The organism is Exiguobacterium sp. s22 (genome assembly GCF_018617455.1).
In the GTDB taxonomy this organism is placed as follows: domain Bacteria; phylum Bacillota; class Bacilli; order Exiguobacteriales; family Exiguobacteriaceae; genus Exiguobacterium.
Genome location: NZ_JACSKD010000002.1, coordinates 356,656 through 380,717 on the forward strand (window position 1 = coordinate 356,656; position 24,062 = coordinate 380,717).

At 47.2% G+C, this 24,062-nt stretch carries 25 protein-coding genes and 1 other annotated feature (1 of these 26 running past the window's edge); of the genes, 17 read left to right on the top strand and 8 right to left on the bottom strand.

The genetic code is table 11. The features are described from left to right. Positions 1-30 (top strand) — a binding site (T-box leader) (it extends 186 nt beyond the left edge of the window). Between the two features lie 42 nt (positions 31-72). From leuS to KNO94_RS05610, 4 genes are all read left to right on the top strand, one after another. Further along, entirely contained in the window at positions 73-2,475 is a 2,403-nt protein-coding gene (gene leuS / locus KNO94_RS05595) for a leucine--tRNA ligase (RefSeq protein WP_214778111.1), read from the top strand. Positions 2,476-2,592: 117 nt separating this feature from the next. After that, positions 2,593-3,717: a hypothetical protein gene (locus tag KNO94_RS05600; protein WP_251125831.1), complete on the top strand. Its 1,125-nt coding sequence runs from the start codon at positions 2,593-2,595 to the stop codon at positions 3,715-3,717. Between the two features lie 17 nt (positions 3,718-3,734). After that, a complete protein-coding gene (locus KNO94_RS05605; RefSeq protein ID WP_214778115.1) occupies positions 3,735-4,247 on the top strand; it encodes a pyrophosphohydrolase domain-containing protein in 513 nt (170 codons plus the stop codon). 306 nt (positions 4,248-4,553) lie between these two features. Then, the gene (locus KNO94_RS05610; RefSeq protein ID WP_251125832.1) at positions 4,554-5,390 is read left to right on the top strand and encodes a DUF2268 domain-containing putative Zn-dependent protease; all 837 of its coding nucleotides are present in this window, start codon (positions 4,554-4,556) and stop codon (positions 5,388-5,390) included. Positions 5,391-5,494: 104 nt separating this feature from the next. On the opposite strand, the gene KNO94_RS05615 is transcribed toward KNO94_RS05610, so the two are convergent. Beyond that, positions 5,495-6,760, bottom strand: coding sequence for a BaiN/RdsA family NAD(P)/FAD-dependent oxidoreductase (locus KNO94_RS05615; protein ID WP_214778116.1), 1,266 nt, complete (start codon positions 6,758-6,760; stop codon positions 5,495-5,497). A gap of 142 nt (positions 6,761-6,902) precedes the next feature. On the opposite strand from KNO94_RS05615, the gene KNO94_RS05620 reads away from it, so the two are divergent. Then, positions 6,903-8,600, top strand: a complete 1,698-nt coding sequence (locus tag KNO94_RS05620; RefSeq protein ID WP_214778117.1) for a putative polysaccharide biosynthesis protein — start codon at positions 6,903-6,905, stop codon at positions 8,598-8,600. Continuing rightward, positions 8,600-9,310 carry a pseudouridine synthase gene (locus KNO94_RS05625; RefSeq protein ID WP_214778118.1) on the top strand — a complete coding sequence of 237 codons (711 nt, stop codon included), beginning with the start codon at positions 8,600-8,602 and terminating at the stop codon, positions 9,308-9,310. Before KNO94_RS05620 ends, KNO94_RS05625 begins: the two co-directional genes overlap by 1 nt. 94 nt (positions 9,311-9,404) lie before the next feature. On the opposite strand, the gene KNO94_RS05630 is transcribed toward KNO94_RS05625, so the two are convergent. Further along, on the bottom strand, positions 9,405-9,626 hold the full coding sequence (locus tag KNO94_RS05630) for a DeoR family transcriptional regulator (protein ID WP_074033475.1): 222 nt from the start codon (positions 9,624-9,626) through the stop codon (positions 9,405-9,407). A gap of 306 nt (positions 9,627-9,932) precedes the next feature. Between KNO94_RS05630 and pepV the strand changes: the two genes are divergently transcribed. The 6 genes from pepV (at position 9,933) to KNO94_RS05660 (ending at position 16,949) form a co-directional block, all read left to right on the top strand. Further along, the gene (gene pepV / locus KNO94_RS05635; protein WP_214778119.1) at positions 9,933-11,318 is read left to right on the top strand and encodes a dipeptidase PepV; all 1,386 of its coding nucleotides are present in this window, start codon (positions 9,933-9,935) and stop codon (positions 11,316-11,318) included. Between the two features lie 77 nt (positions 11,319-11,395). Beyond that, positions 11,396-12,529 carry an MFS transporter gene (locus tag KNO94_RS05640; RefSeq protein ID WP_285800780.1) on the top strand — a complete coding sequence of 378 codons (1,134 nt, stop codon included), beginning with the start codon at positions 11,396-11,398 and terminating at the stop codon, positions 12,527-12,529. A gap of 5 nt (positions 12,530-12,534) precedes the next feature. Continuing rightward, a complete protein-coding gene (gene thpR, locus KNO94_RS05645; protein WP_214778121.1) occupies positions 12,535-13,110 on the top strand; it encodes an RNA 2',3'-cyclic phosphodiesterase in 576 nt (191 codons plus the stop codon). Next, positions 13,080-13,919, top strand: coding sequence for an NERD domain-containing protein (locus KNO94_RS05650; RefSeq protein WP_214778123.1), 840 nt, complete (start codon positions 13,080-13,082; stop codon positions 13,917-13,919). The genes thpR and KNO94_RS05650 overlap by 31 nt, the downstream gene beginning before the upstream one ends. A gap of 19 nt (positions 13,920-13,938) precedes the next feature. Next, positions 13,939-16,104: a type I pullulanase gene (gene pulA / locus KNO94_RS05655; protein ID WP_214778125.1), complete on the top strand. Its 2,166-nt coding sequence runs from the start codon at positions 13,939-13,941 to the stop codon at positions 16,102-16,104. A gap of 50 nt (positions 16,105-16,154) precedes the next feature. After that, the gene (locus KNO94_RS05660) at positions 16,155-16,949 is read left to right on the top strand and encodes a phosphotransferase family protein (RefSeq protein ID WP_214741433.1); all 795 of its coding nucleotides are present in this window, start codon (positions 16,155-16,157) and stop codon (positions 16,947-16,949) included. Between the two features lie 36 nt (positions 16,950-16,985). On the opposite strand, the gene KNO94_RS15485 is transcribed toward KNO94_RS05660, so the two are convergent. After that, complete coding sequence (locus tag KNO94_RS15485) at positions 16,986-17,096, bottom strand: hypothetical protein (protein ID WP_012726769.1); 111 nt, start codon at positions 17,094-17,096, stop codon at positions 16,986-16,988. Positions 17,097-17,234: 138 nt separating this feature from the next. On the opposite strand from KNO94_RS15485, the gene trmB reads away from it, so the two are divergent. Beyond that, entirely contained in the window at positions 17,235-17,882 is a 648-nt protein-coding gene (trmB, locus tag KNO94_RS05665; RefSeq protein WP_214741431.1) for a tRNA (guanosine(46)-N7)-methyltransferase TrmB, read from the top strand. A gap of 105 nt (positions 17,883-17,987) precedes the next feature. Then, positions 17,988-18,497 carry a hypothetical protein gene (locus KNO94_RS05670; RefSeq protein ID WP_251125834.1) on the top strand — a complete coding sequence of 170 codons (510 nt, stop codon included), beginning with the start codon at positions 17,988-17,990 and terminating at the stop codon, positions 18,495-18,497. Between the two features lie 39 nt (positions 18,498-18,536). Here KNO94_RS05670 and dhaM read toward each other — a convergent pair whose 3' ends face one another. The 4 genes from dhaM to KNO94_RS05690 all read right to left on the bottom strand — a co-directional run bounded on the left by dhaM (position 18,537) and on the right by KNO94_RS05690 (position 20,890). After that, positions 18,537-18,887, bottom strand: a complete 351-nt coding sequence (dhaM, locus tag KNO94_RS05675; protein WP_285800776.1) for a dihydroxyacetone kinase phosphoryl donor subunit DhaM — start codon at positions 18,885-18,887, stop codon at positions 18,537-18,539. Positions 18,888-18,897: 10 nt separating this feature from the next. Then, positions 18,898-19,488, bottom strand: a complete 591-nt coding sequence (gene dhaL / locus KNO94_RS05680) for a dihydroxyacetone kinase subunit DhaL (RefSeq protein WP_214778127.1) — start codon at positions 19,486-19,488, stop codon at positions 18,898-18,900. A 19-nt stretch (positions 19,489-19,507) separates the two neighbouring features. Then, on the bottom strand, positions 19,508-20,485 hold the full coding sequence (gene dhaK, locus KNO94_RS05685; protein ID WP_214741425.1) for a dihydroxyacetone kinase subunit DhaK: 978 nt from the start codon (positions 20,483-20,485) through the stop codon (positions 19,508-19,510). A 102-nt stretch (positions 20,486-20,587) separates the two neighbouring features. Continuing rightward, positions 20,588-20,890, bottom strand: a complete 303-nt coding sequence (locus KNO94_RS05690; RefSeq protein WP_012726763.1) for a PepSY domain-containing protein — start codon at positions 20,888-20,890, stop codon at positions 20,588-20,590. A 138-nt stretch (positions 20,891-21,028) separates the two neighbouring features. On the opposite strand from KNO94_RS05690, the gene KNO94_RS05695 reads away from it, so the two are divergent. Beyond that, the gene (locus tag KNO94_RS05695) at positions 21,029-22,102 is read left to right on the top strand and encodes a M42 family metallopeptidase (protein ID WP_214778129.1); all 1,074 of its coding nucleotides are present in this window, start codon (positions 21,029-21,031) and stop codon (positions 22,100-22,102) included. 149 nt (positions 22,103-22,251) lie between these two features. Then, positions 22,252-23,268: a PTS sugar transporter subunit IIC gene (locus tag KNO94_RS05700; protein WP_214741421.1), complete on the top strand. Its 1,017-nt coding sequence runs from the start codon at positions 22,252-22,254 to the stop codon at positions 23,266-23,268. A gap of 35 nt (positions 23,269-23,303) precedes the next feature. Here KNO94_RS05700 and KNO94_RS05705 read toward each other — a convergent pair whose 3' ends face one another. Then, positions 23,304-23,633 carry a hypothetical protein gene (locus KNO94_RS05705; RefSeq protein WP_214778131.1) on the bottom strand — a complete coding sequence of 110 codons (330 nt, stop codon included), beginning with the start codon at positions 23,631-23,633 and terminating at the stop codon, positions 23,304-23,306. A 115-nt stretch (positions 23,634-23,748) separates the two neighbouring features. On the opposite strand from KNO94_RS05705, the gene KNO94_RS05710 reads away from it, so the two are divergent. Further along, on the top strand, positions 23,749-24,060 hold the full coding sequence (locus KNO94_RS05710; protein ID WP_214741417.1) for a thioredoxin family protein: 312 nt from the start codon (positions 23,749-23,751) through the stop codon (positions 24,058-24,060). Positions 24,061-24,062 lie beyond the last annotated feature (2 nt).

Genomic DNA, 24,062 nt, shown 5'->3' on the forward strand with positions numbered 1-24,062 from the left:
CGGAGAGCTTTCAAGCCTTTCGTCCCATTTTCGGGGACGAAAGGCTTTTTATTATGCAGAGGAGGAAGAAAGTTGAGCTATTTTAAACATCAAGAAATCGAGCCGAAATGGCAAAAGCGTTGGGAAGAGAAAGAAGCATTCAAAACGACAGAGGACCCGGAGAAGGATTGTTTTTATGTGCTTGATATGTTCCCGTACCCATCAGGAGCAGGTCTCCACGTCGGTCACCCGGAAGGTTATACGGCAACTGACATCATCGCACGTATGAAACGGATGCAAGGATACAACGTCCTTCACCCGATCGGTTGGGATGCATTTGGTCTTCCTGCTGAACAATATGCACTCGACACAGGGAACGATCCGCGTGAGTTCACAGCGCGCAATATCGAAACGTTCCGTCGCCAATTGAAAGAACTCGGATTCTCATACGATTGGGACCGTGAAATTAGCACGACGGACCCGAAATATTATAAATGGACACAATGGATCTTCACGCAACTCTTCGATCGTGGCCTTGCATACGTCGATGAAGTCGCGGTCAACTGGTGCCCGGCTCTCGGTACGGTCCTTGCGAACGAGGAAGTCATCGATGGGTTGTCAGAGCGTGGGAATCACCCGGTTTACCGCGTCCCAATGAAACAGTGGGTGCTTCGCATCACAGAATACGCGGAGCGTTTGCTTGAAGACTTGGAAGGTCTCGATTGGCCGGAGAGCGTGAAAGAGATGCAACGCAACTGGATCGGCAAATCAGTCGGTGCCGAGGTCGACTTCAAGGTCGATGGTCACGATAAGATCGTCACGGTGTTCACGACACGTCCGGATACGCTTCACGGGGCGACATACGTAACGCTCGCACCGGAGCATCCATTCACGAAAGTGATCACGACACCTGAACAATCGACGGCAGTCGAAGCCTACATTGAAGAAGTCTCTAAGAAGACGGACCTTGAGCGTACAGATCTCGCCAAAGAGAAGACGGGTGTCTTCACGGGCGCTTATGCGATCAACCCGGTGAACGGCGAGAAACTTCCGATTTGGACAGCGGACTACGTTCTCTCGACATATGGGACAGGTGCAGTCATGGCTGTTCCTGGACACGATGAGCGCGATTATGAGTTTGCGAAAACGTTCGACCTCCCGATCCGTGAAGTCGTCAAAGGTGGAAACGTGGAAGAGGCGGCTTACGTCGAAGACGGAGAGCACGTCAACTCTGGTAGCTTGAACGGACTTAATAAAGCCGATGCCATCAAGACAATCATTGAAGAGCTCGAAGCTAGTGGCACAGGGCGTGCGAAGACGACATACCGCCTTCGTGACTGGTTGTTCAGCCGTCAACGTTACTGGGGCGAGCCGATCCCGGTCGTCCACATGGAAGATGGAACGATGAAGACGGTACCGGTCGAAGAGCTTCCGCTCGAACTTCCGATCATCGATGAAATCAAACCATCTGGTACGGGCGAGTCGCCACTTGCGAACGCAGAAGAGTGGTTGACGTACACAGATCCTGTCACAGGGGAAAAAGGTCGTCGCGAGACGAACACGATGCCACAATGGGCAGGTAGCTGCTGGTATTACATCCGTTACATCGATCCAGATAACGAAGAGATGATCGCGGATCCTGAGAAACTTAAGCGTTGGCTTCCGGTCGACTTGTATATCGGGGGTACGGAGCATGCCGTTCTTCACTTGCTCTACGCACGTTTCTGGCATAAAGTCCTCTTTGATATCGGTGTCGTCCCAACGAACGAACCGTTCCAAAAACTCTACAACCAAGGGATGATCCTCGGTGAGAACAACGAGAAGATGTCAAAATCTCGTGGGAACGTCGTCAACCCGGATGATATCGTGAAGTCACACGGAGCCGATACACTCCGACTTTACGAAATGTTCATGGGACCACTTGACGCGGCCATCGCATGGTCGACGAATGGTCTTGACGGGGCACGTCGCTTCCTCGACCGCGTCTGGCGTTTGTTCGATCAGACGAACTTCGCAGACGTGGCACCGACTGCCGACTTTGAACGCACGTATCATCAGACGGTGAAAAAAGTGACGGAAGATTATGAAGCCCTTCGCTTCAACACGGCGATCTCGCAGTTGATGGTCTTCGTCAATGAAGCGAACAAACAAGAGACGTTGCCGAAATCTCAAATGGTCGACTTCATCAAGATGCTTTCACCAGTCGCGCCGCACTTGTCTGAAGAGTTGTGGGAGAAGATGGGCATGACGGAAGAGTTGACGTATGCGGCTTGGCCGACATACGATGAGTCAAAACTTGTGAGCGACACGATTGAAGTCGTCATCCAGGTGAACGGGAAACTCCGTGCGAAAATGCACGTCTCGCGTGACGCATCAAAAGAAGCACTTGAAGCGGAAGCACTCGGGAACGAGCGTGTCCAAGAGTTCACAGAAGGCAAGACGGTTCGTAAAGTCATTGTCGTTCCTGGAAAACTCGTCAATATTGTAGTGGGGTAATCAAAAGAATGTGTGACATTGTCGCACATTCTTTTCTTTTTGGTGAGGTCATTTTCTTTTACGGTCGGTTTTGATACACTAAAGGGCGATACTGAAGGAGAAGGGGACGACATGTCCATGAAACGTTCTTATGTGCTATACACGACATTATGTGCCGTCGTGGTCGGTGTGATTCTTTGCTATATCTTTGTCTTCTCTGATGAAGAGATTCAGCGACAGGTCGCCTCGACATTTGAAAAAATTGATATTCAAACAAGCCATCAAACGGCATCCCTCCCACCTGTGGAAGCGGCGCAAGATGATGAAGATATTGATACGACCGATGCGCTCGAACAGATTAATCAGATTGATGAAGTGTACTATAGCGACACGATTGGAGCCTATCTTGTACTTACCGAACAGGCTGAATTTTTCGAAGTGAGCGGGAATGGGACGCGCGTCAACTCGGTGCTCCAACTTGAGAATTCAGGGAAACAGCGCCTCGATGACTTTATCGGAATGCGCATGATCGAAGAAGATCGGGTCTACGCGGTGACTGCGAACGGGACTCTCGTCACAATCGAACGAGAAGAAGGACGCTGGGTCGAGAGACCACGTAAACAAATTAAAGGACTTCTGTCAGAAGACCGAATCTTTGGTCTCGGTTATGACCGGGAATCGAAGCGTCTGTTCATGATGAATCGCTTGGCGGATACACCGGACCTTGAGCTCCTTTATATCGAAGAGCGCGAGATTGAACCGGAAAATCCTGCAGATGAAAAATCATCAGAAGCGTCAACTGATGCTGACACGACTACTAAAGAAACAGAAGAATCATCGGAAGATTCAACGACAGAAAACGTCTCGACGAATGACGATGCCTCGAGCGAATCGGTTGCTTCGGAAGACGCACCTGAAAATGAGCGAAACGTTCAAGAAGAGGATGAGGAAAAAGAACCCGAAACCGAATGGATGCTTGATTCACGCCAAGCGTTGTCTGCTGACGGGATGAGTGCCTCGATCCAACAAAAGTTTGAGCGATTCGAAGGAGTCGGCCTTGTCGAGAGACAAGGACGCATCTACGTGCTCGACTCAGAAGAGCTCGTCCTCTACACAGTCAACCCAGAAGAAGGGACCATCAACGGTCAGATGGTGACCCCTCGCGTGTATGACTCGACCGGTATGTTTTTACAAGACAATGAAATCTTTGCAATCGTCCACCCGGAAGTATTCGATTTGGATGCCTTCGTATCCGTGGACTGATCATGGGGGAATGACAAATGAGCAAACGATATTTTTTTGAAGAAGTGAAACAATTTCATGAAACTTTTGGACATCCAGGAGCAAAATCGCCGCAACCGTTGACGCTTGATCGCGCGACGAAGCGGTCGGTGTGGACAGCAGAGGAAGCGGTCGTCGAATTTTTGCATCAATCATCGCAATCGGAAGAAGAGTTTTTACAAGCGATTGAGCAATTCCAAGTAGGATTCCAAAAAGCCGTCCAAAAATCGTTGCAAGACACACCACCATCGGATGATGTGGAACGTCTCGTCGGACAAGGGGATGCGTTAACGGACGCGTTATATTTTGTGATGGGCAGTTTCGTTGAACTCGGACTCGACCCCGTTCCGTTGTTTGAAATCGTCCAGCGCGCCAATATGGCGAAGCTTGGACCGGATGGGAAGCCGATCTTACGCGAGTCGGACAATAAAGTCATGAAACCTGAAGGATGGATGCCGCCGGAGCCGGAGCTCGAAAAAGAAGTGCGTCGTCAAATCGCAGGGAAAGAATAATCCTAAACGGCTTGAGCCCTCACTAGAATGGGTTCGAGTCGTTTTTTGTTGTGATGGTCGTGACGATATCCTGATATTAGATGGGATCGGAAAGGTTATGAGAGTAATTTATGGTATAATTTAACAGAAGTGAGTGTGTGAGAGATATTGATCATTGAGATGGAGGTCATTTAACTGAAAAAGCTATTCGGTATTCTATGTGTAAGTTCAGCACTTCTATTAGCAGCATGTAGTGAGGATGAAAAAACGTTAAAAACACAGCCTGACGTTTCAATCGAAACGATAAAAATCAATGACGAGAACGAATTGACAATCGTCCCACTCTACACCCAATACCAGCAATATTTGAACGCATCCCTTGAATCAACCGATTCGGAGGAGAGCAAACAAAATTTCAAAAAATACGTACTCGATTACATAGGAGAGGTCGGAGAGGAAGAAAAGATCGATACATCCCTCATCAAAACAAATTTTTTACTAAAGCCGACTCCTCATAAGCAACAATTGCTGAAGCAGTTGGACTCATTAATCGAGCGGCATGACGAGATTAATGAGATTATTACATCAACATATATCGATTCAAATCAAATCCTTCCTAAAAAGAAGGGTATGGTGTTTGTTGCCCCTTACAATCCTGAATTCTTCTACGATAGTGAAGCGTTGGAAGGTGTGGCCGGCCAAGCCTATAATGATACCTTCATCTTGTTTCTCGATACAGATTTTGACAAAGGTGTGCTAGCCCATTCGACGGCTCATGAGTATCATCATCTGATTCTTTATGATCAACCTGAGTTCCGTCTTAATACAATTCTTGATTCTGTCATCATTGAAGGGAAAGCCGATACGTTTGCCGATCGCATTGTCAAAGGGGTAACGCCACCATGGTATGTACCAATCGATGATGCGACCATGGAACATATCGCGAGCCGAGTGAATGATTATGAAACGTCCCACACCGATTTTGTAGTCGGTAATTATCAAAAGGATATGCCACGTTGGAGTAACTATATTCTAGGTAGGGATGTGCTCCATGACTATTTGACGGCGCATCCAGAGCTGTCGATTCCCGAATGGACATTTAAAGAAGATCACGAGATTTTAAAAGCATATAAGTATCGAGATGTGATGAAATTAGAAAATTAAGCTGAAAAGAATGTGAAAAGGCTTGATCCTGAATGAGACAGGATCAAGCCTTTTGATTGTTAATGATCACAATAGAACACAGATGATACGTTGGACCGAACCCTTTACCGCTCTGTGGCCAGTTCAGCTGCATGCGATCCGGCGCAATGTCCTGTCGTGAAGGCGGCTGTGATGTTGTAGCCACCTGTGTATCCATGGATATCGAGTACTTCACCGGCAAAAAAGAGACCGGGTGCCTTCTTTGACATCATCGTCTGTGGCGCAACTTCTTTAACCGATACGCCGCCACCTGTGACGAACGCCTTATCAAAGTCGAGTGTCCCGACGGCGTGCATCTCGAACATTTTCAAACGTGTTGCGAAGTCGATAACGGATTGTTTCTTCAGTTGACTCGCATCTTCTTCACCAAATGTGAGCTCTTCTAACAACAAGTCAAGAAGTCGCTCGGGGATATAGCCTTTCCATACGTTTTTAACGGCACGTTTCGGTTGGCCCTGAACTTGGTTCCACAGTTCCTGGACGAGCGCATCCCGTGACGTGTCCGGGAAGAAGTCGAGTGACAAGAGGACGACTTGTTCTTTACTACGCTTCCGTTCTTTGATCGTGTACTGACTGCAGCGGAGCGCGATTGGACCTGAGATTCCAAAGTGCGTAAAAATCATATCGCCCTGGTGTGTCTTGATGGCCTTCCCTTTTTTGCCGTGCACGGTCAACGCGACGTCTCGTAACGATAGTCCTTGAAGCTGTTTCGTTCCGATGAACGAATCGTTCAATTTGATGGGTACTTCTGTCGGGAAGAGTTCCGTGATCGTATGTCCGGCTTTTTCTGCCCACGGATAACCGTCACCTGTCGAACCGGTGTGTGGGACGGATTGTCCGCCGACCGCAACGACACAAGCTTTGGCTACAATCATTTCACCGTCCATCAACTCGACCGCGTGAAACTCGTTTTCTTCATTAAAATGTAGCGTTTTGACTTCAGCCTTTTTTCGAATCTCGACGCCGAGGTCTTCAATCGCCCGAAGCAACGTGTTGACCACATCCTGTGCCTTATCCGTCACAGGAAACATGCGACCATTGTCCTCTTCTTTCAGAGGAATCCCGAATCCAGTGAAGAGGTCGATAATCGATTGATTGTCGAACTGGGCAAGGGCGCTGTATAAGAAACGACCGTTCCCAGGAATGAACTGAATCAATTCATCGATTGGCTTTCGATTCGTGACGTTACAACGTCCTCCACCTGAAATGGCCAATTTTCGACCAAGTTTCGATCCTTTGTCGATCAATAAGGTCGAAGCGCCACTTTTTGCCGCTGCATACGTTGCCATAAGTCCGCTCGGTCCTCCACCGATGACGATGACATCTTTCATAGGTATCTCCTCATTTCTTCATCTATATGATTAGTAAAATTATCGTAACTTTATTATCCGTAACAGTAAGAGTATAATGAGAAGCGGTTGTTTTGTAAAACCGAATTCATTGAAATAGTTGATTTATAGATGGAGGTGCCTCATGTCATCAAGCGCCAAACAAGATTCTGGAAGAGCCTCCTTCGTCAAAGGGACGCTTCTTTTATCGGCGGGAAACTTGATTTCCCGAATGTTAGGACTATTGTACACATTCCCGTTCCAAGCGATGGTCGGGATTGCCGGAGTGACATTGTATCAAGCCGCATATACGTATTATGCGATCATGATCTCCATTTCGACGGCAGGGATTCCTGTTGCTGTTTCGAAATTTATCGCAAAATATAACGCGCTAGGAGAATACGGGACAAGTCAACGACTGTTCCGACAAGGAATGAAGCTGATGCTTGCGACCGGTGTCGTCGCTTTTTTATTACTCTTTTTTGCGGCACCATGGTTATCGGAGCTAATGGTGCGAAACTCAGAGAACAATCAGCAATACATTGACTCGCTCACCCTCGTGACACGAAGCGTCAGTTTTGCCTTACTGCTCATCCCGGCGATGAGCATGGTGCGCGGTTATTTCCAGGGACATCAAGACATGGCTCCCACGGCAATCTCACAAGTCGTCGAACAGATTGTACGCATCCTGTTCCTCCTCAGTGGAACGATGCTCGTCTTGTTCGTCTTTGCGGATTCAAACTTCATTCAACCGATTGCCAATGCCCTTGGAGGGACGCAATCTGTTGAAACGACTGAATTGAACGGATTGAAAGTCATTGCGGTCACGATTGCGACGTTCAGTGCGTTTGTCGGAGCGATCGGTAGTTTTGTCGTGCTTATGATGTATTGGAAACGTCGAAAAGACATCCATCGTCAGACAGAGAACCCAGCAGGAACTCCCGTCCGCTCGATGAAATCGTTGTTGCTCGAGTTGCTTAGCTATTCAATCCCAATCGTGATGGTCGGGGTATCGACCCCTCTCTATCAATTGATTGATCAATTGACGATGGTCAATACATTGCTCAGTACGGGTGCGACTGTTTCTGAAGCAACGTCGGCGTATGGTTTCTTAACGGGTAACGCTCATAAAATTGTCTTAATCCCTGTATCGATTGCGGCGAGTGTTTCGATGGCGACCATCCCACTCGTCACTCGTTCCTTTACGACGGGCGATATGCAAAAAGTACGAAACCAAGTCAATCATATTTTCCAAGTATCGTTCTTTGTGACGATTCCTGCGGTGATCGGTCTCGTTGCTCTTGCAGAACCATTGTTCGGAACATTGTTTCCGGGGGACCGTGAGGGATGGGTGTATTTGTTCCACTATGCACCTAGTGCCTTTTTCTTAGCCTATTACTCGGTCGCGGCTGCCATCCTTCAAGGGATCAACCGTCAATACTTCACCATCTTTGCCACATCGATGGGGCTCTTGGCAAAACTCGCTCTGAACGTGCCGCTCGTCTATTGGCTCGGTGGAATCGGTGCCGGTTATGCGACGATAGCTGGATATATTGTAGCGATCATTCTCATGGTATGGATGATTCAACGCTCACTTCATTTCCCGTATAAGCAACTGCTTCGTCGGACCATCTTGATGTTTTTGATGGGTGCGGCGATGTACGCGACCGTTTTCCTTTCCCTCCTCGTCACGTTGAGTGCTGAGGCAAGTTGGGGGAACGATGTATTTGCGACAATCGTCGGAGTGACAATTGGCGTTCTCGTATATGGTTATCTCAGTTGGCGTAGCCATCTCGCAGGGAAACTATTGGGGAAACGCTTTGAATATCGGAGGAACGGATAATGCGAATTGATAAATTGTTATCAAACATGGGATATGGTTCACGGAAAGACGTGAAAATCCTATTAAAACAAGGTGCAGTACGAATCGATGATGCGCCTGTAAAGGATGCAAAACGACACGTTAACCCAGAATCAGAACGGGTCACGGTGTTCGGGGAAGTCGTTGAATATCGTCCTTACATCTATTTCATGATGAACAAGCCAGAAGGGGTCATCAGTGCGACGGAGGATCAAGTCGAGACGACGGTCATCGAGTTGATTGATCCCGAGTATGCCCATTATGACCTTTTCCCGGTCGGACGCCTCGATAAAGATACGACGGGGCTTCTCCTCATTACAAACGATGGTGCGTTCAACCACGCGCTCATGTCACCACGTAAACATGTCGACAAGGTGTATATCGCCGAAGTCGATGGGGAGATGACAGTAGACGACATTAAGACGTTTGCAAATGGGGTTGAGTTAGAGGATGGCTACACGACGAAGCCGGCCCGTCTCGAGATCCTGAGCCGGAGCGGACGTCGTTCGGTCATCCGTCTCACACTGTCTGAGGGGAAATATCACCAAGTGAAACGAATGGTCGCGGCGGTAGGCAAACACGTTGAGCGATTGGAGCGTGTACAGATCGGGGCGCTAGAACTCGATGAAACGCTTGAGCTCGGTTCATATCGTGAGTTGACGGAAGAAGAAGTTCAATTGTTTCTTCAATAAGTAGTGCGATGAGAGAATCTGTCTGATGAGGCAGATTCTTTTTTCATGAAAAAAGAGACCTGAAAGCCAGGTCTCTTGAATCTACATATACGTTTCAATTTGCCGTCTTGAGTGAACGTTTCGATGAAGTCCACGTGCCACGGCTAGGGCTCTCCACAAGATTATTGTACTCAAGTACGTTCAAATCACGTTGCACAGTACGCGACGTGATGCCGAACTCTTCTACTAGTTCTGAAGTGGTAACTGTCTCCCTTTCATTGATGAACAAATAAATGGACTTGATGCGCGTTAACATCCGATCTGTTGAGCCTTTCATTGGATGACCTCCCAATGTGTAGAATAATGAAAACATACCTACAGACGACAAAATGAAATATAAAATTGTTATTTTCTAAAATCACACCTTTAGTATACCGCTCCTGTGTAAAAATGCAAGCGGAAAGCACGAACAATCTGTTTGTAAAGATTTGATTATGAACGTAAATATCGAATGAAGAATATATGATTAGGTTTAAACGAGGCTTAAACACGAACGAAAAAAACTTTTCTAAATGAATGTTCGTCTTTCATTCATTTGGATATACTAGTAAGGGAGAGAACATTCGCAAAAGGGGAGATGAACATGAATTGGAGACAGGAAGTCGACAATCGTAAAGATGCATTTTTAGAGGACTTAAAAGGATTACTAGAAATCCCTAGCGTACTCGATGAGTCACAAAGCGCACCGAACATGCCGTTCGGTCTCGAGGTTCGAAAAGCGCTCGACTACATGTTTGAAATCGGTGAGCGTGACGGATTTAAAACAAAAGATGTTGGCGGGTACGCTGGACATTTGGAATATGGGGACGGCGAGGAAATCGTCGGGATCTTATGTCACCTTGACGTCGTACCAGCAGGGGAAGGATGGACGTATGGTGCGTTCACCCCGACCATCACAGATGGCAAAATCATTGCGCGTGGAAGTAACGATGATAAAGGACCATCGATGGCTGCATACTATGGTCTACGCATCGTGAAAGAGCTCGGTTTACCACTCTCGAAACGAGTCCGCCTCATTGCAGGTTGTGATGAAGAGAGTGAATGGCGCTGTGTCCGTGAATATTTCAAACAAGAACAGATGCCGACATACGGCTTCGCACCCGACGCGGACTTCCCCATTATCAATGCAGAAAAAGGATTGTACGATGGTGTGTTGACCCAACTACCAATCCAACATGTACCCGCATCTGCATACCATCTTCTATCATTCACGAGCGGAGAACGTCCGAATATGGTACCAGACTTCGCGCGAGCTGAACTGAAGACGGACGAAGTGCTTGAAGAAAAATTTGAGGCGTATTTAGAGAAATACGAGGCAGATGGAACATGTGAGTATGATCGGGGTATATATACCTTTACGATGAAGGGGAAAGCCGCACATGCGATGGAACCGGATAACGGAATCAACGCGGCCTATGTCCTCGCGGGATTCTTGTTGCATCTTCCACTCGACATTCAGGGAGAACGCTATATCGAACTTGTTCGTCACATGTTTGCAGACTCACGTGGAATTTCGCTCGGGATTGAAGCGAGTGATGAGACAGGTGATTTAACGATCAACGGTGGGGTGTTCCGTTATAGTGAAGGCGAGCGTACAGCAACAGTGAATATTCGCTATCCTTATACGGCGAAGTTTGAAGAACGGTTGCAAAACCTTCGCGAAATCGCCTTGTCGCTTGGATTTGAATTGAAGACGCGTCAACATATGCCACCACATCACGTGGCAGAAGATCACCCGCTTGTGAAGACGCTAGCAAGCGTATACGAACGTCAAACGGGTGAACATGCGAACTTGATGGCCATCGGAGGCGGTACGTATGCCCGTTCGCTCGAAGCAGGCGTCGCGTTCGGCGCATTGTTCCCAGGCGCTAAAGATGTGGCGCATCAGGTCGATGAATATATGGAGATAGAAGATTTATTACGTGCCGCAGCGATCTACGCTGAGGCGATTTACGAGCTCGCTAAATAAGAAACAAAGAGAGCTGGCTGGTATAGTCGGCTCTCTGTCCTTTAGGAAGGAAGTTATCATTGGATTCGCAAAAGAGATTGTTTCAGTCTGTATACGTCGCGATATTCTTCGCGCAGGGGGCATTGATCCCATATATGACCTTATATTTTTCACAAACGAAATTTGGATTGACACCGACCCAGGTCGGAATCATCGTTGCGGTGTTACCCATCCTCTCCATTGGCATCCAACCGTTATGGGGAATGTTGACCGACCGGACAGGACGAGTTCGGGCTTGGTTGATGTTGGCGATGCTGAGCGCCGCGCTTATTTCGCTTAGCTTTTTAGTAGCGGCCTCATACGTCTGGATTGTCGTACTCATGGTGATTTGGTCCGTATTCCAATGTGCTCATATTCCGCTTGTGGACATGATGACGCTCGACTATACGGCTCGGTCAAAAGTGGACTACGGCGCGATTCGTTTGTATGGATCGGCAGGGTTCGCCATCGCCGTATTTGCGATGGGACGAATCTCCGATACGACGTGGGGACTTGCGAGCACGTTCGTAATAAGTGCCGTCCTACTTATCCTCGGAAGTGTGTTCGTCCGAATGATTCCTGAGAAAATTTCGATTCGCGACGTCACGTTGGCACCCCTTTCTTGGAAAGCAGTATGGAACAAGCAGTTTATGTTCTTCCTGCTCGGTGGCATGCTCGTGTTCGGACCGATTTATGCGAATAACTATTATTTCGGGCTATACGTGACGAATAGCGGGGGTTCGACGACGCTTGTCGGAACATTATTCCTCGTCGCTGTATTATTCGAGATTCCGTTTATGAAAGTGGCGTCTCAACTTATGGAACGATACGGAAGTGTCGGCGTACTTGTCGGTGCGGCCATTATTTCTGCTTTACGGAACGGGATACTTGCGCTTGAACCACCGATTTGGGTCATATGGCTTCTTGCAATCGCACAAGGACTTGTTGTTGGACTCCTCATTCCCGTTGCGCTTCAATTCGTTCGGACACTCGTTGACCGGCAAGTCTCCTCGACGGCCATTGGGGTTTACATGGCACTCACGTCAGGACTTGCGACAGCAGGATTTAATATGCTGAGCGGGAAAATCATTGAGCTCGATGATATTTTAGGCGTATTTTGGATGTATACCATTGTGACGGCACTTGGAGCATTGATTTGGATCGGAATGTCACGTCGCATCATGAAAGGATGAACGACATGAGCACGCATTATTTTATTGCGATTCCCATTGAGGCGACCGAACTGGTTGCAGTGCAGCAAGCTGTATTGCCTTTTTACTCGTATCGTCGAATATATCGACCGGACGAATTTCATCTGACCCTTCAATTTTTAGGTAAATTAAACGGAGAAGAATTAGATGACGTAAAAGAGATTACACGAAAAATCAGTCAAGACACTCAACCCTTCACATTGACGTTCGGCTCGATTGACCATTTCGGTAGACCTGATCGTCCACGTGTCCTGACTGTCGTACCTGACGCATCAGAACCACTACACCGATTTGCACGTGCACTCCGCCAAGAACTTGTCGACGTGATCCCGAGATTGGACAGGAAGGCGTTCGTCCCTCACGTCACACTCGCTAAAAAATGGGATGAAGGAGAACGGGTTGCATACGTTCCGCCTGAATTTCATGTGACTGAATCTGTAGAAGAACTGATTCTGTACGAAGTACAACCGAATCATAAACCAGCCTATAGAGCCGTAGAAGTTTTTCCGTTAAGACGGCCAGAGGAGGACATATGGCAATCCCGGTTAAAATTTTTGACGTAATTTCAAAATATGAACGTAATGTTTTAGATCAATACAATCGCTATTTAGAATATGTGGAATCTGACACGGCACGTCTACAACGTCTTCACGAAAACAATCGCTTGAATCCGGTAGAGGTAATCGAGCTTGAGCGTCCGTGGTGGAAAATTTGGGCGAAGTCGGAGCGGATTGAGTTGGAACCCAAGCCACTTTCTGAATCACAATATCAAAAGATGTTACGGGAACGCCGACACATCCAAAAACTTCAGTTCGCCTGTGAAGGAGTGCTCGAAGCAGATTTACCACATTTGGCATTCGTCCGGGACTATGCGTATCGGGTCATGCGTTCAGACTGGAATGAGCGACACTTTTTCTTGTATCGTCCGGTCATCGAATGGAACGGTGCGACAGTAGAACTAAGTCATCTCATCATCGGACCGACACATCTGTATGTTGTCGAATGGCTGGAAGGTGACCGCAGTATCTATCACATATCGAAAGAAAAGACTTGGGTTCATCAACCGCTGAAAGGGGAAAATACCCGTGTGGTGAACCCGCTGATCGCATTGACACGAACAGAGGAACTCATCCGACAAATCTTACCGGACTATGCGGGAGTACTCCAGAAAGTAGTCATTGCCACTGATGGGTATTTTGATAATGTGCCGAACGTCCGATCAACGCATTATATCGGGCGTAATGAGTATACCGACTGGATGAAACAAGTGAACGGACGCGCACCGATCGTCAAAGCACAACAACTTCGTGATGTGGCGACCTTATTAGACGTAACTGCTAAGATGCCGTTTCGACAATTTATGGATCAGTGATTGAGAGGAAGGGACGCATATGCATCACACACCCGATCAAAAGACCGCCTCACATGTGACCATTGAGAGCGCGTCTTTCGTATCATTTGAGACAATACAACTTGAGATTGTGCGCGAATATGAATCCGTTCCAGTACAAATCGAACAAAACGGACGACCGATTGACTATCTTGTGGAACAACAAGTTGTGACGGAATCTGGGATGGTCGAACAGATTCTTCGTTTGAATGAACCGATCTCTTTGGAAACGATGTACACGGTGTTTCATCCTGGAGAAAAAACAACAGTGATCGTTCCGCGCGAAGTCGTCCGCTCAGAAGAATTCGAACGCCGGTTTTCATATGATGGACCACTCGGTGTATCGTTCACACCTCATGGGATGGAAGTCGCTGTATGGTCCCCTGTGGCGCTTTCCATGTGGATCACCGTCCATGATGAGACAAACCATCGCGAAATCGAACGATTTCGGATGAATCGTGGTTCTCGTGGAGAATGGCATGGAGACGTGCCCAAAGCATTCGAAGGGATGCTATATCGCTTAGAAGTTAAAACACCAGTTGATACGAGGCAAGTCGTCGACCCGTATGCGAGAGCGGTCAGTTTGAACGGAGAGTATGGCGTGTTAGTAGATGTTGCTGAATTTGTGAAGAAACAAGTCGAGCAAACTGAACGTCCCCCTCTGTGGAAGCCGACAGACGCGGTCATCTATGAACTACACATTCGTGACTTCACAAGTCATCCCTCTTCGACGAGTCAATTAAAAGGGCTGTACGGGGGAGTGGCAGAGAGTGGGGTTCGGACAAAAGAAGGCAATCGTGCAGGACTTGATTATTTAACCGAGCTCGGGGTGACCCATATCCAATTGTTACCGGTCCACGATTTTGGGAGTGTCGATGAAGCGACACGTTTGCCATACAATTGGGGATACGATCCCATTCATTGGTTTAGTCTAGAGGGGAGTTATGCTTCGAGACCGGATGTACCACTTAGTCGGGTATTTGAATATGCGACACTCGTCTCTGATTTGCATCAAGCGGGACTTCGCGTCGTCACAGATGTCGTGATGAATCATCTTTATATTCGAGAACAATCCCCACTCGAAGCGCTCGTTCCTTATTATTATTTCCGGTATGAACATGACGGGACGGTCGCGAACGGAACCGGTGTCGGAAATGACACCGCGTCTGAACGCTATATGATGCGCCGGATGATTGTGGACTTCGTGACGTTTTTCGCGACGACCTATCAAGTCGACGGTTTTCGTTTCGATTTAATGGGCATCCACGATGTCGAAACGATGAATCAAGTTCGGGCAGCGCTCGATAAAGTAGACCCGTCTATTCTCGTATATGGGGAAGGTTGGGATTTGGCGACCCCGCTCGGTCAGTCGTTCAAAGCGACTTCGCAAAATGCAGCCAGAATGCCTCGAGTCGGACATTTTAACGATATGATCCGAGATGCCTTAAAAGGATCGACGTTCAATGATCGGGAGCGTGGCTTCATTTCAGGGAATGAATGGCGAGAGTGGGAATTGCGAGAATGTCTCACTGGAGCGGTCCATATCCCGAACGTGACGGTCGGGCGTTTTCCAAGCCCGAACTATTCCATTAACTACGCTGAGGCGCATGACAATTATACGATTTATGATAAATTGGCATTATCCTGTGAAGGAATCGATGAGGCGACACGTCTCGCGATGCAACGTCTGGCCAATGCGGTCGTCATCACGTCTCAAGGGATCCCATTCATCCATGCGGGTCAAGAATTTGGACGCACGAAGCACGGTGTCGAGAATAGCTATAATTCCCCAGATCATATTAATCATTTCGACTGGGATTTACGTGACACACGAATTCGAGAAATCGAATATGTGAAAACACTCCTAAAGCTTCGTCGACTCCACACTTGTTTCCGTTATGACTCAAGGCAAGAAGTCATCGAACATTTTACATTTCTTCCATCACCGCCTGGCGTCATCATTTATGAATTGACGGCGAGTCATTCATATGATGCATGGCAACGAGTTCGCGTCTATATCAATGGAACGTTTGATCCGCTTTCATTCGAAAATGATGCAAAGTGGAACGTCTACGTCCAAGGGGACACAGCAAGCCTTGTTCCAATCGCGCGAAACCCGGAACACATTCAAGTCGAGTCGTTGTCAATGACGATTCTCGCGTGTTAAGATGTTGATTGTATCTCTCTAATTTTAAGTAAGATTTGAGCGTGATGAATATGTATTCAGATATAGTCGGTGCGCTCGGTAAAGAGTGGACAGTCGCTTCAGCCGGAGGAATTACGGGAGAAGCGTATGTAGCGACGACGCGCCAACAGAAGATTTTTGTTAAACGGAACTCTTCACCGTTCCTGGCGATTCTATCGGCAGAAGGAATCGTTCCGAAACTTCTTTGGACAAAACGAATGTATAACGGGGACGTGTTAAGCGCCCAACAATTTATCGAAGGCCGCGAACTTTCACCTGAAGATATGAAACGACCAGATGTTGCGGCACAACTTGGTAAAATTCATAACTCTAAAGAATTATTGTTTATGCTACAACAATTGAACCATACACCGGTGACACCACACTTATTGCTTCGTCAATGTGAAGCATATGAACAAGATGAGACGGATCCTACAATCGGGGAAGCCGTTCAGTGGTTAAAACACCATTTGCCGAAAGTCGATGAGCAAGAATTCGTCGTCTGTCATTCTGATTTAAATCATAACAATTGGATTGAAGATGAGAACGGTCTACTCTATTTGACCGATTGGGACGATGCCATCATTGCAGACCGCGCCTTTGATTTGGCGATGGTTGTCTACAGCTATGTCGAAGAGACGGAATGGGAGCGCTGGTTCGCGCATTATGGAGTAGGGATGTCGAGTGAACTTCATAATCGGATGCATTGGTATGCCATCGCACAAACGATTTTAACAATCTATGGAGAAATGAACGATGCAGCGCGTACAGAAGGTTTTCATGTTTTGCGCGAATTGATTGATGAGGCATATGAACGAATCAACTAAAAAGGGATGGCTGGGCGCCATCCCTTTTTGAATGTGTTAAATGTCATCCGGATTCATGAAGTATGCCCAAACGAACGTTGCGATGACGCCCGCGAAAAACGTTAGTGGCGCTGCATAAAAAATAAGAAATTGATCTAGTGTACTCATCATATATAACCTCCTTGTGAAGGATGATTCATGTTCATTAAACTATGATTTCGTGTATAATCGCAAGGGGACTGCTCGTTCGAAACGTGCATATTCCCATTAAACTTGAACATTTGATGAACGAAAGGTAGGATTTTCATGCGTTTACGACATAAGCCTTGGGCAAGAGAGTATATGGAGGCCCAGGAACATGTATTTATTCAACATCCTGATCAGTTGAAAGGAAAGTGGCGTACCGAGTTTGGTAACGACCACCCGCTTTTCATTGAAGTCGGTTCAGGAAAAGGACAATTTATCTTAGGGATGGCGAAACAACATCCCGATGTGAATTTTATCGCAATCGAATTATTTGAGAGTGTCGCGGTATCCATCGTCCAAAAACTAGTCGAGACACCGATGCCGAACGTGAGAGTATTGACAGTAGATGCCAAACAACTCGTTGATTATTTCGAAGCGGGTGAAGTTGATCGTGTGTACTTGAACTTCTCGGATCCATGGCCAAAAACGCGTCATGCGAAACGACGGTTGACGTATAAGACGTTCTTAGCGACGTACGAGGCGATTCTCCCGAAAGCGGGTGAGATTCATTTCAAGACGGACAATCGAGGTTTATTCGAATATTCGCTTCAAAGTATGAGCCAATACGGAATGTTCTTCACAGAAATTTCACTCGATTTACATGTAAATGAACCAGAAGATAATGTTCGAACTGAGTATGAAGAACGCTTCAGTGCGCTTGGTCAACCGATTTATCGAATGGAAGCTGTCTTCCGTCCGAAAAATTGACACGCTTTTTTCTTATTTTAATAGTATTTTCTTCACACTTTTTTCTTTCTTCTTGGTACAATAGGAATGACGCTAAACTGGAATAAGAGAAGGGGGAACATGGGGATGTTGAAAAAAGCATGGGCAAGCCTGCTTGCAGTAATCTTCATTCTAACAATCGCACCAATGAATACCTCAGCGAACGAAGCGTTCTTGGACGCACTCGAAGAGGATTTGAAAGCGACGCATTACGACTATAAAGAAGGAACAGCTGAAATCGTGAAAGAAGAAACACTTCGCCATTCAAATGGAAATGAAGTCATCGCAGCGGTCGTCAAACTCGACACAATCCGTGATGGAATCTTTATTACACGTAAAACCGAGTTGCATTATTATGATGCAACAGATAACAAAATCCTCTCGACAGCAGATCTTGCTGAAGTCGAAGGAGCAGGCGATTTCGCGGATGCGAACATTGACATGCTTGGACAAAAAGTTGTCTACTGGTTACCAGTTCTGATCTTGCTTCTATTAATTGCAATCCCTGCAATTATTTTGTATGTTGTCGTACCACGATTCTATTCAACTAGCTCATATATGAATCCTGTATATGAAAAGAATGACAACCCACGTTAATACGTAAAAGCACCCCGCTCTTCTGAACGGGGTGCTTTTTTATTGTTGCTTTAGCTGTCCAACGATGTCAGCGAGTGACATCCCATTCCCAGAAGAAACCGATGCGATGAAGGCACTCTCGACGATCGGACCGTCGAAGAACGCAAGTTGTTTGTCGCCTTCGTACATATCGATGGCGAGTTCGGCGTTCATCGTAGCTGATCCGATGTCACTGAGAAGAAGGGCTTCGCCTTCGACTTGACCAACTGCCTCTAAAATCCGGTTCACGTCTGTTCCGATTGCCCCATCATCGAGGCCGCCAGCTAGATGAATCGGTACGGCAGGTGCCATTTCTTTCATGAGATCTTGAATTCCTTCCGCAATTTTTGCGCTATGCGAGACGATAATCAATTCGACGATGTTAATCGACCTCCTTCATAATGGCAGCCAATAGAATGGAGCTAGAAAGGGAGCCAGGGTCGACCGTGCCTCGTGAGTTTTCTCCGAAATAGGAGGCTCTACCTTTTGTCGCCACCATATCCTCCGTTTTTTGGACGAGTTCCTCTAGTTGTTTTTGATAATCGTCGCCTTGTTGAACGTGCTCGAGGAACGGGTCCCATACGTCAACCATCGTTTTTTGACCGACCTCGGATTTTCCGCGGGCTTTGATGGAATTAGATCCCTCTTGGAGCGCTTCCTTGAGTAAGGTGAAATCAGCTTCTTTCGCTTCACCGAACGTGGTGGCCATCTTGACGAAGGCAGAACCATATAACGGTCCGGCCGCACCACCTACCTTCGACATCAGCGTCATCCCGACCTTTTTACTGAGTGCTCCTAACGAGTCATATTCTTCATCCAAAATGGATGAGACCGCATCGAACCCACGAGACATATTAATTCCGTGGTCACCATCCCCGATGGCCCGGTCTAGGTCCGTAAGTGTGTCTTTTTGTTCTTCGATGCCAACTTGTGCATCACGCAACGCTTGCTTCATCCCATCAATCGTCAACATAAACAAAACACCTCATTCATTAATTTTTAAAGCCGAGTGCTGCCGATGGAGCGTCTAAATAAGAAGTCATCTCCTCATCAAGAGGAAGGAGGGTGATGGAGAATCCATGCATCTCGAGCGATGTCATATAGTTGCCGACGTATTTCCGTTTGAGCGTATAACCGGCAGCCTCCAGTTTTTCTGCGACAAAGTGATAGGTCACATACAACTCAGACAACGGCGTTCCACCCATACCGTTCACCATAACGGCAACTTCACCAGGATCGACTTCTTTTTTCAAATGACTGAGGAGGTCGTCGACGATTTGGTCGACATCACTCGTCGGTTTCCGCTCGACACCACGTTCCCCGTGAATCCCGATGCCGATTTCCATCTCTTCTTCATTCAAGTCGAAACCAGGTTTACCACTGACCGGCATGTAACAAGGTTCAACTGCCATCCCCATAGAGCGCACGTGTGAAGCTACTTTTTCGGCAATCGCTTTAACCTCTTCGAGTGATTTGCCACTAGCTGCAGCAGCACCGGCAATCTTGTGGACAAAGACCGTTCCGGCAACCCCACGTCGATCTTCCTTGTTCGAAATGGCGACATCATCGGCGACGACGACATGGTCGACTTTAATCCCATCCCCTTCCGCAAGTTCTGCGGCCAGTTCAAAGTTCATGACATCCCCTGAGTAGTTTTTGACAATGAGTAAGACTCCGTTGCCACCGTCAGCTGCCTTGATTCCTTCGAGTACCATGTCCGGAGTAGGAGAGGTGAACACTTCCCCACAAACTGCCGCATCTAGCATGCCATCCCCGACATAACCTGCGTGTGCCGGTTCGTGACCGCTCCCACCACCCGAGACGAGTCCAACTTTCCCAGACTTCGCTCCGTCGGCACGGCAGATGACATTCACGCCATCGACGCGACCATACACTTCAGGATGGGCGTGGACCATTCCTTCTACCATTTGCGATACGAGTTCACTTGGTTCACCGATTAGCTTCTTCACACGAGATCACTCCTTTTTTGAATTGAAAACTACCAATTTCAATTTTCCACTCTTTCGTTCGAACTAAACAAAAAAACCGACGAATCATTCGTCGGTTTCGTGTCATGCATATTCGAGTAAAGCGCCAGTCTCAGAGTCGACTGTGAACTCATATGTTTTCTCTTCATCGTTCTCAAGAACAGAGATGCCACCTTTGTAGACGTCGTATTCACGACCATCATATGTGTAAATCTCCGGTGATGCTGAAATCCATGCCCCTTGGACATGACCTTTTGCTGAGAAAGCACGTTTTGTGTACTCCAACGCGTTTTCTGCAGATAAGCTACGTTCATCTAAAGCTTTTTTCGTCATAAGTGCGGCAATGACGGCAACCCCGATTCCAATAAACCAATACCTTTTTTTCATATGACTACCTCCCCTTGAACTATGGCTATCATGTTTATCGTACCAAAACCTGTACCCGAATGGAATGAAAAGCATTCGCATCCTATCAAAACTTTTGTATATAATGAGACAAGAACGACTAGGGAAGGATGATGAAAGATGGATCAGAAGACGAGAGATTTATTCAAGACGTTAACAGAACTACCGGGTGCTCCGGGGTTTGAGTCAGAGGTGCGTCAGTTCGTACGCGAACGCATCGAACCCCATTCAGACGAGATTGTCACAGATGGAATTGGATCAATTTTCGGGAAACGTGTGGGGGATGAGTCGGGACCGAAAGTGATGGTAGCCGGACATATGGATGAGGTTGCCTTTATGGTGACACGGATCACCGAGAACGGCATGCTTTACATACAACCACTCGGTGGCTGGTGGAGCCAGGTGCTTATGGCGCAACGCTTCGACATCATCACGTCGAACGGTAAAATTCCAGGTGTCGTCGCTTCGACACCGCCTCACTTGTTAGGACCTGATGCGATGAGTAAACCGATGGACATCAAACAGATGTTTATCGATATCGGCGCCGATTCAAAAGAAGAGGCAGAGTCATGGGGGGTACGTCCAGGTGTACCAGCTGTCCCGTCGAGCGCATTCACTCCGCTTCACCATCCGAAAAAGATTATGGCCAAAGCATGGGATAACCGTTATGGCGTCGGTCTTGCTGTCGAATTGTTGGAGGAAACGACAAAAGCAGATCACCCGAACATTCTCTTCTCGGGTGCCACGGTACAAGAAGAAGTCGGATTGCGCGGCGCACAGACGGCATCTGAATTGATTCAACCGGATGTGGCGCTCGTACTTGATGCTTCACCGGCGAACGATGCCTCTGGAAGCAAAACAGAGTTCGGACAGCTCGGTGAGGGTGCCTTGATTCGCATTTTGGACCGTGTCATGGTCATGTCACCAGAAATGCGTGATTTCTTGCTCGACACGGCTTCAGACGAAAACATTAAAACGCAGTATTTCGTCTCACCAGGCGGTACCGATGCGGGACGCGTTCACATGAGCGGAGAAGGGGTCCCGACAGCCGTGATTGGTGTCGCATCAAGATACATTCATACGCATGCATCCATTCTTCACACGGATGACTACGATGCAGCAAAAGCGTTACTCAAAGCGTTGGTCAAACGACTTGATCGTTCGACACTAGAAACACTTCGTCCGTCACGTTGATTTACTTCGTCCGTCCACTCATTTCATGGGTGGACGGTTTTTTATGGTTTTTCTTGCTATTTCGAAAAAACACCTTATACTGATAGAAGTGTTTATACAATTTGTTTACTCGTGACAAGACACTTGTTTGAGTGTAAGGAGGATATACGGTGTTCAAGAAAAAAGGAATCTCACTTAGTCCATCAATCTATTTTGTGACGGCACTAAGTTATATGGCACTTGGTTTGTTTAGTACATTAATTATTGGCCTGATCATGAAGACGATTGGTGGGCAACTCGATCATACAGTTCTTTCAGGGATGAGTGGAACATTGATTCAAATCGGAGAAGTAGCGATGAGTTTGACGGGTCCTGCCATCGGGATTGCCATCGCCTATGCGTTAGAGGCGCCACCGCTCATTTTATTTTCGGCGCTCGTTGTCGGGGCGTTCGGTTATGAGTTCGGACCGGCAGGAAGCTATGTCGCGACGATTCTTGCCGTTGAAGTGTCAAAGCTTGTCTCTAAATCAACAAAACTTGATATTTTAGTGACGCCGTTCACAACGATTGCAGTCGGTTATTTCACCGCGACATATATCGGTAAATATGTCGGATTGTTCATGACGCAACTTGGTAGTTGGATTGAATGGGGCACAGAGCAACAACCTTTATTCATGGGTGTGGTCGTTGCGACGTTGATGGGACTCGCATTAACTGCGCCGATTTCAAGTGCTGCCATTGCACTCATGCTCGGTTTGGACGGGATTGCAGCAGGAGCCGCAACTGTCGGATGTGCCGCGCAGATGATTGGCTTTGCCATTACGAGTTATCGGGATAATGGGGTCGGTGGAGCGATTGCTCAAGGAATTGGAACATCGATGCTTCAGGTTGGGAACATCGTGAAAAACCCCTGGATTCTCTTACCTCCAACATTAGCAGGAGCGGTTCTAGCGCCGATAGCAACATTACTTTTTGAATTGGAAAGTGTCGCTGCAGGTGCCGGCATGGGAACGAGCGGACTTGTCGGTCCAATCGTCATGCTTGAGACGATGGGCTTTAGCTGGTATACGCTTATGATCGTCCTCGGTTTCTTGATCATCGGGCCAGCCTTACTCAGTTATGCAGTCTATGAAGTGTTGAGAAGAACTGGACGGATTCAACCGAATGATTTGAAAATTGACTACTAAAAAAGGCGACGTTTCGAGGAACGTCGCTTTTTTCATCAAATTCCAAACCACATTTTAACGGACTCAACCGTCTCACGCGGAACGCGGAAACTGCCGAGAAAGAGCATTAACACAATCACATAGATAGGGAGTAAAAAACGTTTTCGCACGATTGGTAAATAACGTGCCAGTTTCTTAAACCACTTTTCAAGAACATAAATGACAGCGAATCCGACAACGAGCCAAATCAAGATTTCTAATCTGGATTTGTCGGTATCAATAAATAAATAGCCGTATCGAATAATGGCGAGCATACCGAAAACACCGACCATTTGTTCGAGCGGGTGCTTCATATCGGGATTTAAAGTTTCACGCGTTAATTTCATTTGATTTCACCTGTTTCAACTAGTTTCGGTTTTGATTATAACAAACAGCAGAACAGAATGTGTGACTAGACTTATGCTATTATAAGTGAGGAAAAAACGAACAGGAGTGGTAATCATGAAACAACTATCAACAATGGAAGAATATACAGTAGCGAAAGATGCGAAAAGTGTCTTCATGTTTTCAGCGGCATGGTGTGGGGATTGCCGATTCCTCGACCCGTTCATGCCAGAAATCGAAGAGAAATTTAAAGAATGGACGTTTTATCATGTCGACCGTGATGAGTTCATGGACCTTGCACAAGAACTTGATATTTTCGGGATCCCAAGTTTTGTGGCGTTTCATGACGGCAAAGAAGTCGATCGTTATGTCGGTCGGGAACGCAAAACGCCAGAGCAGGTCGAAGCATTTTTGAATGGACTCGGGTGACC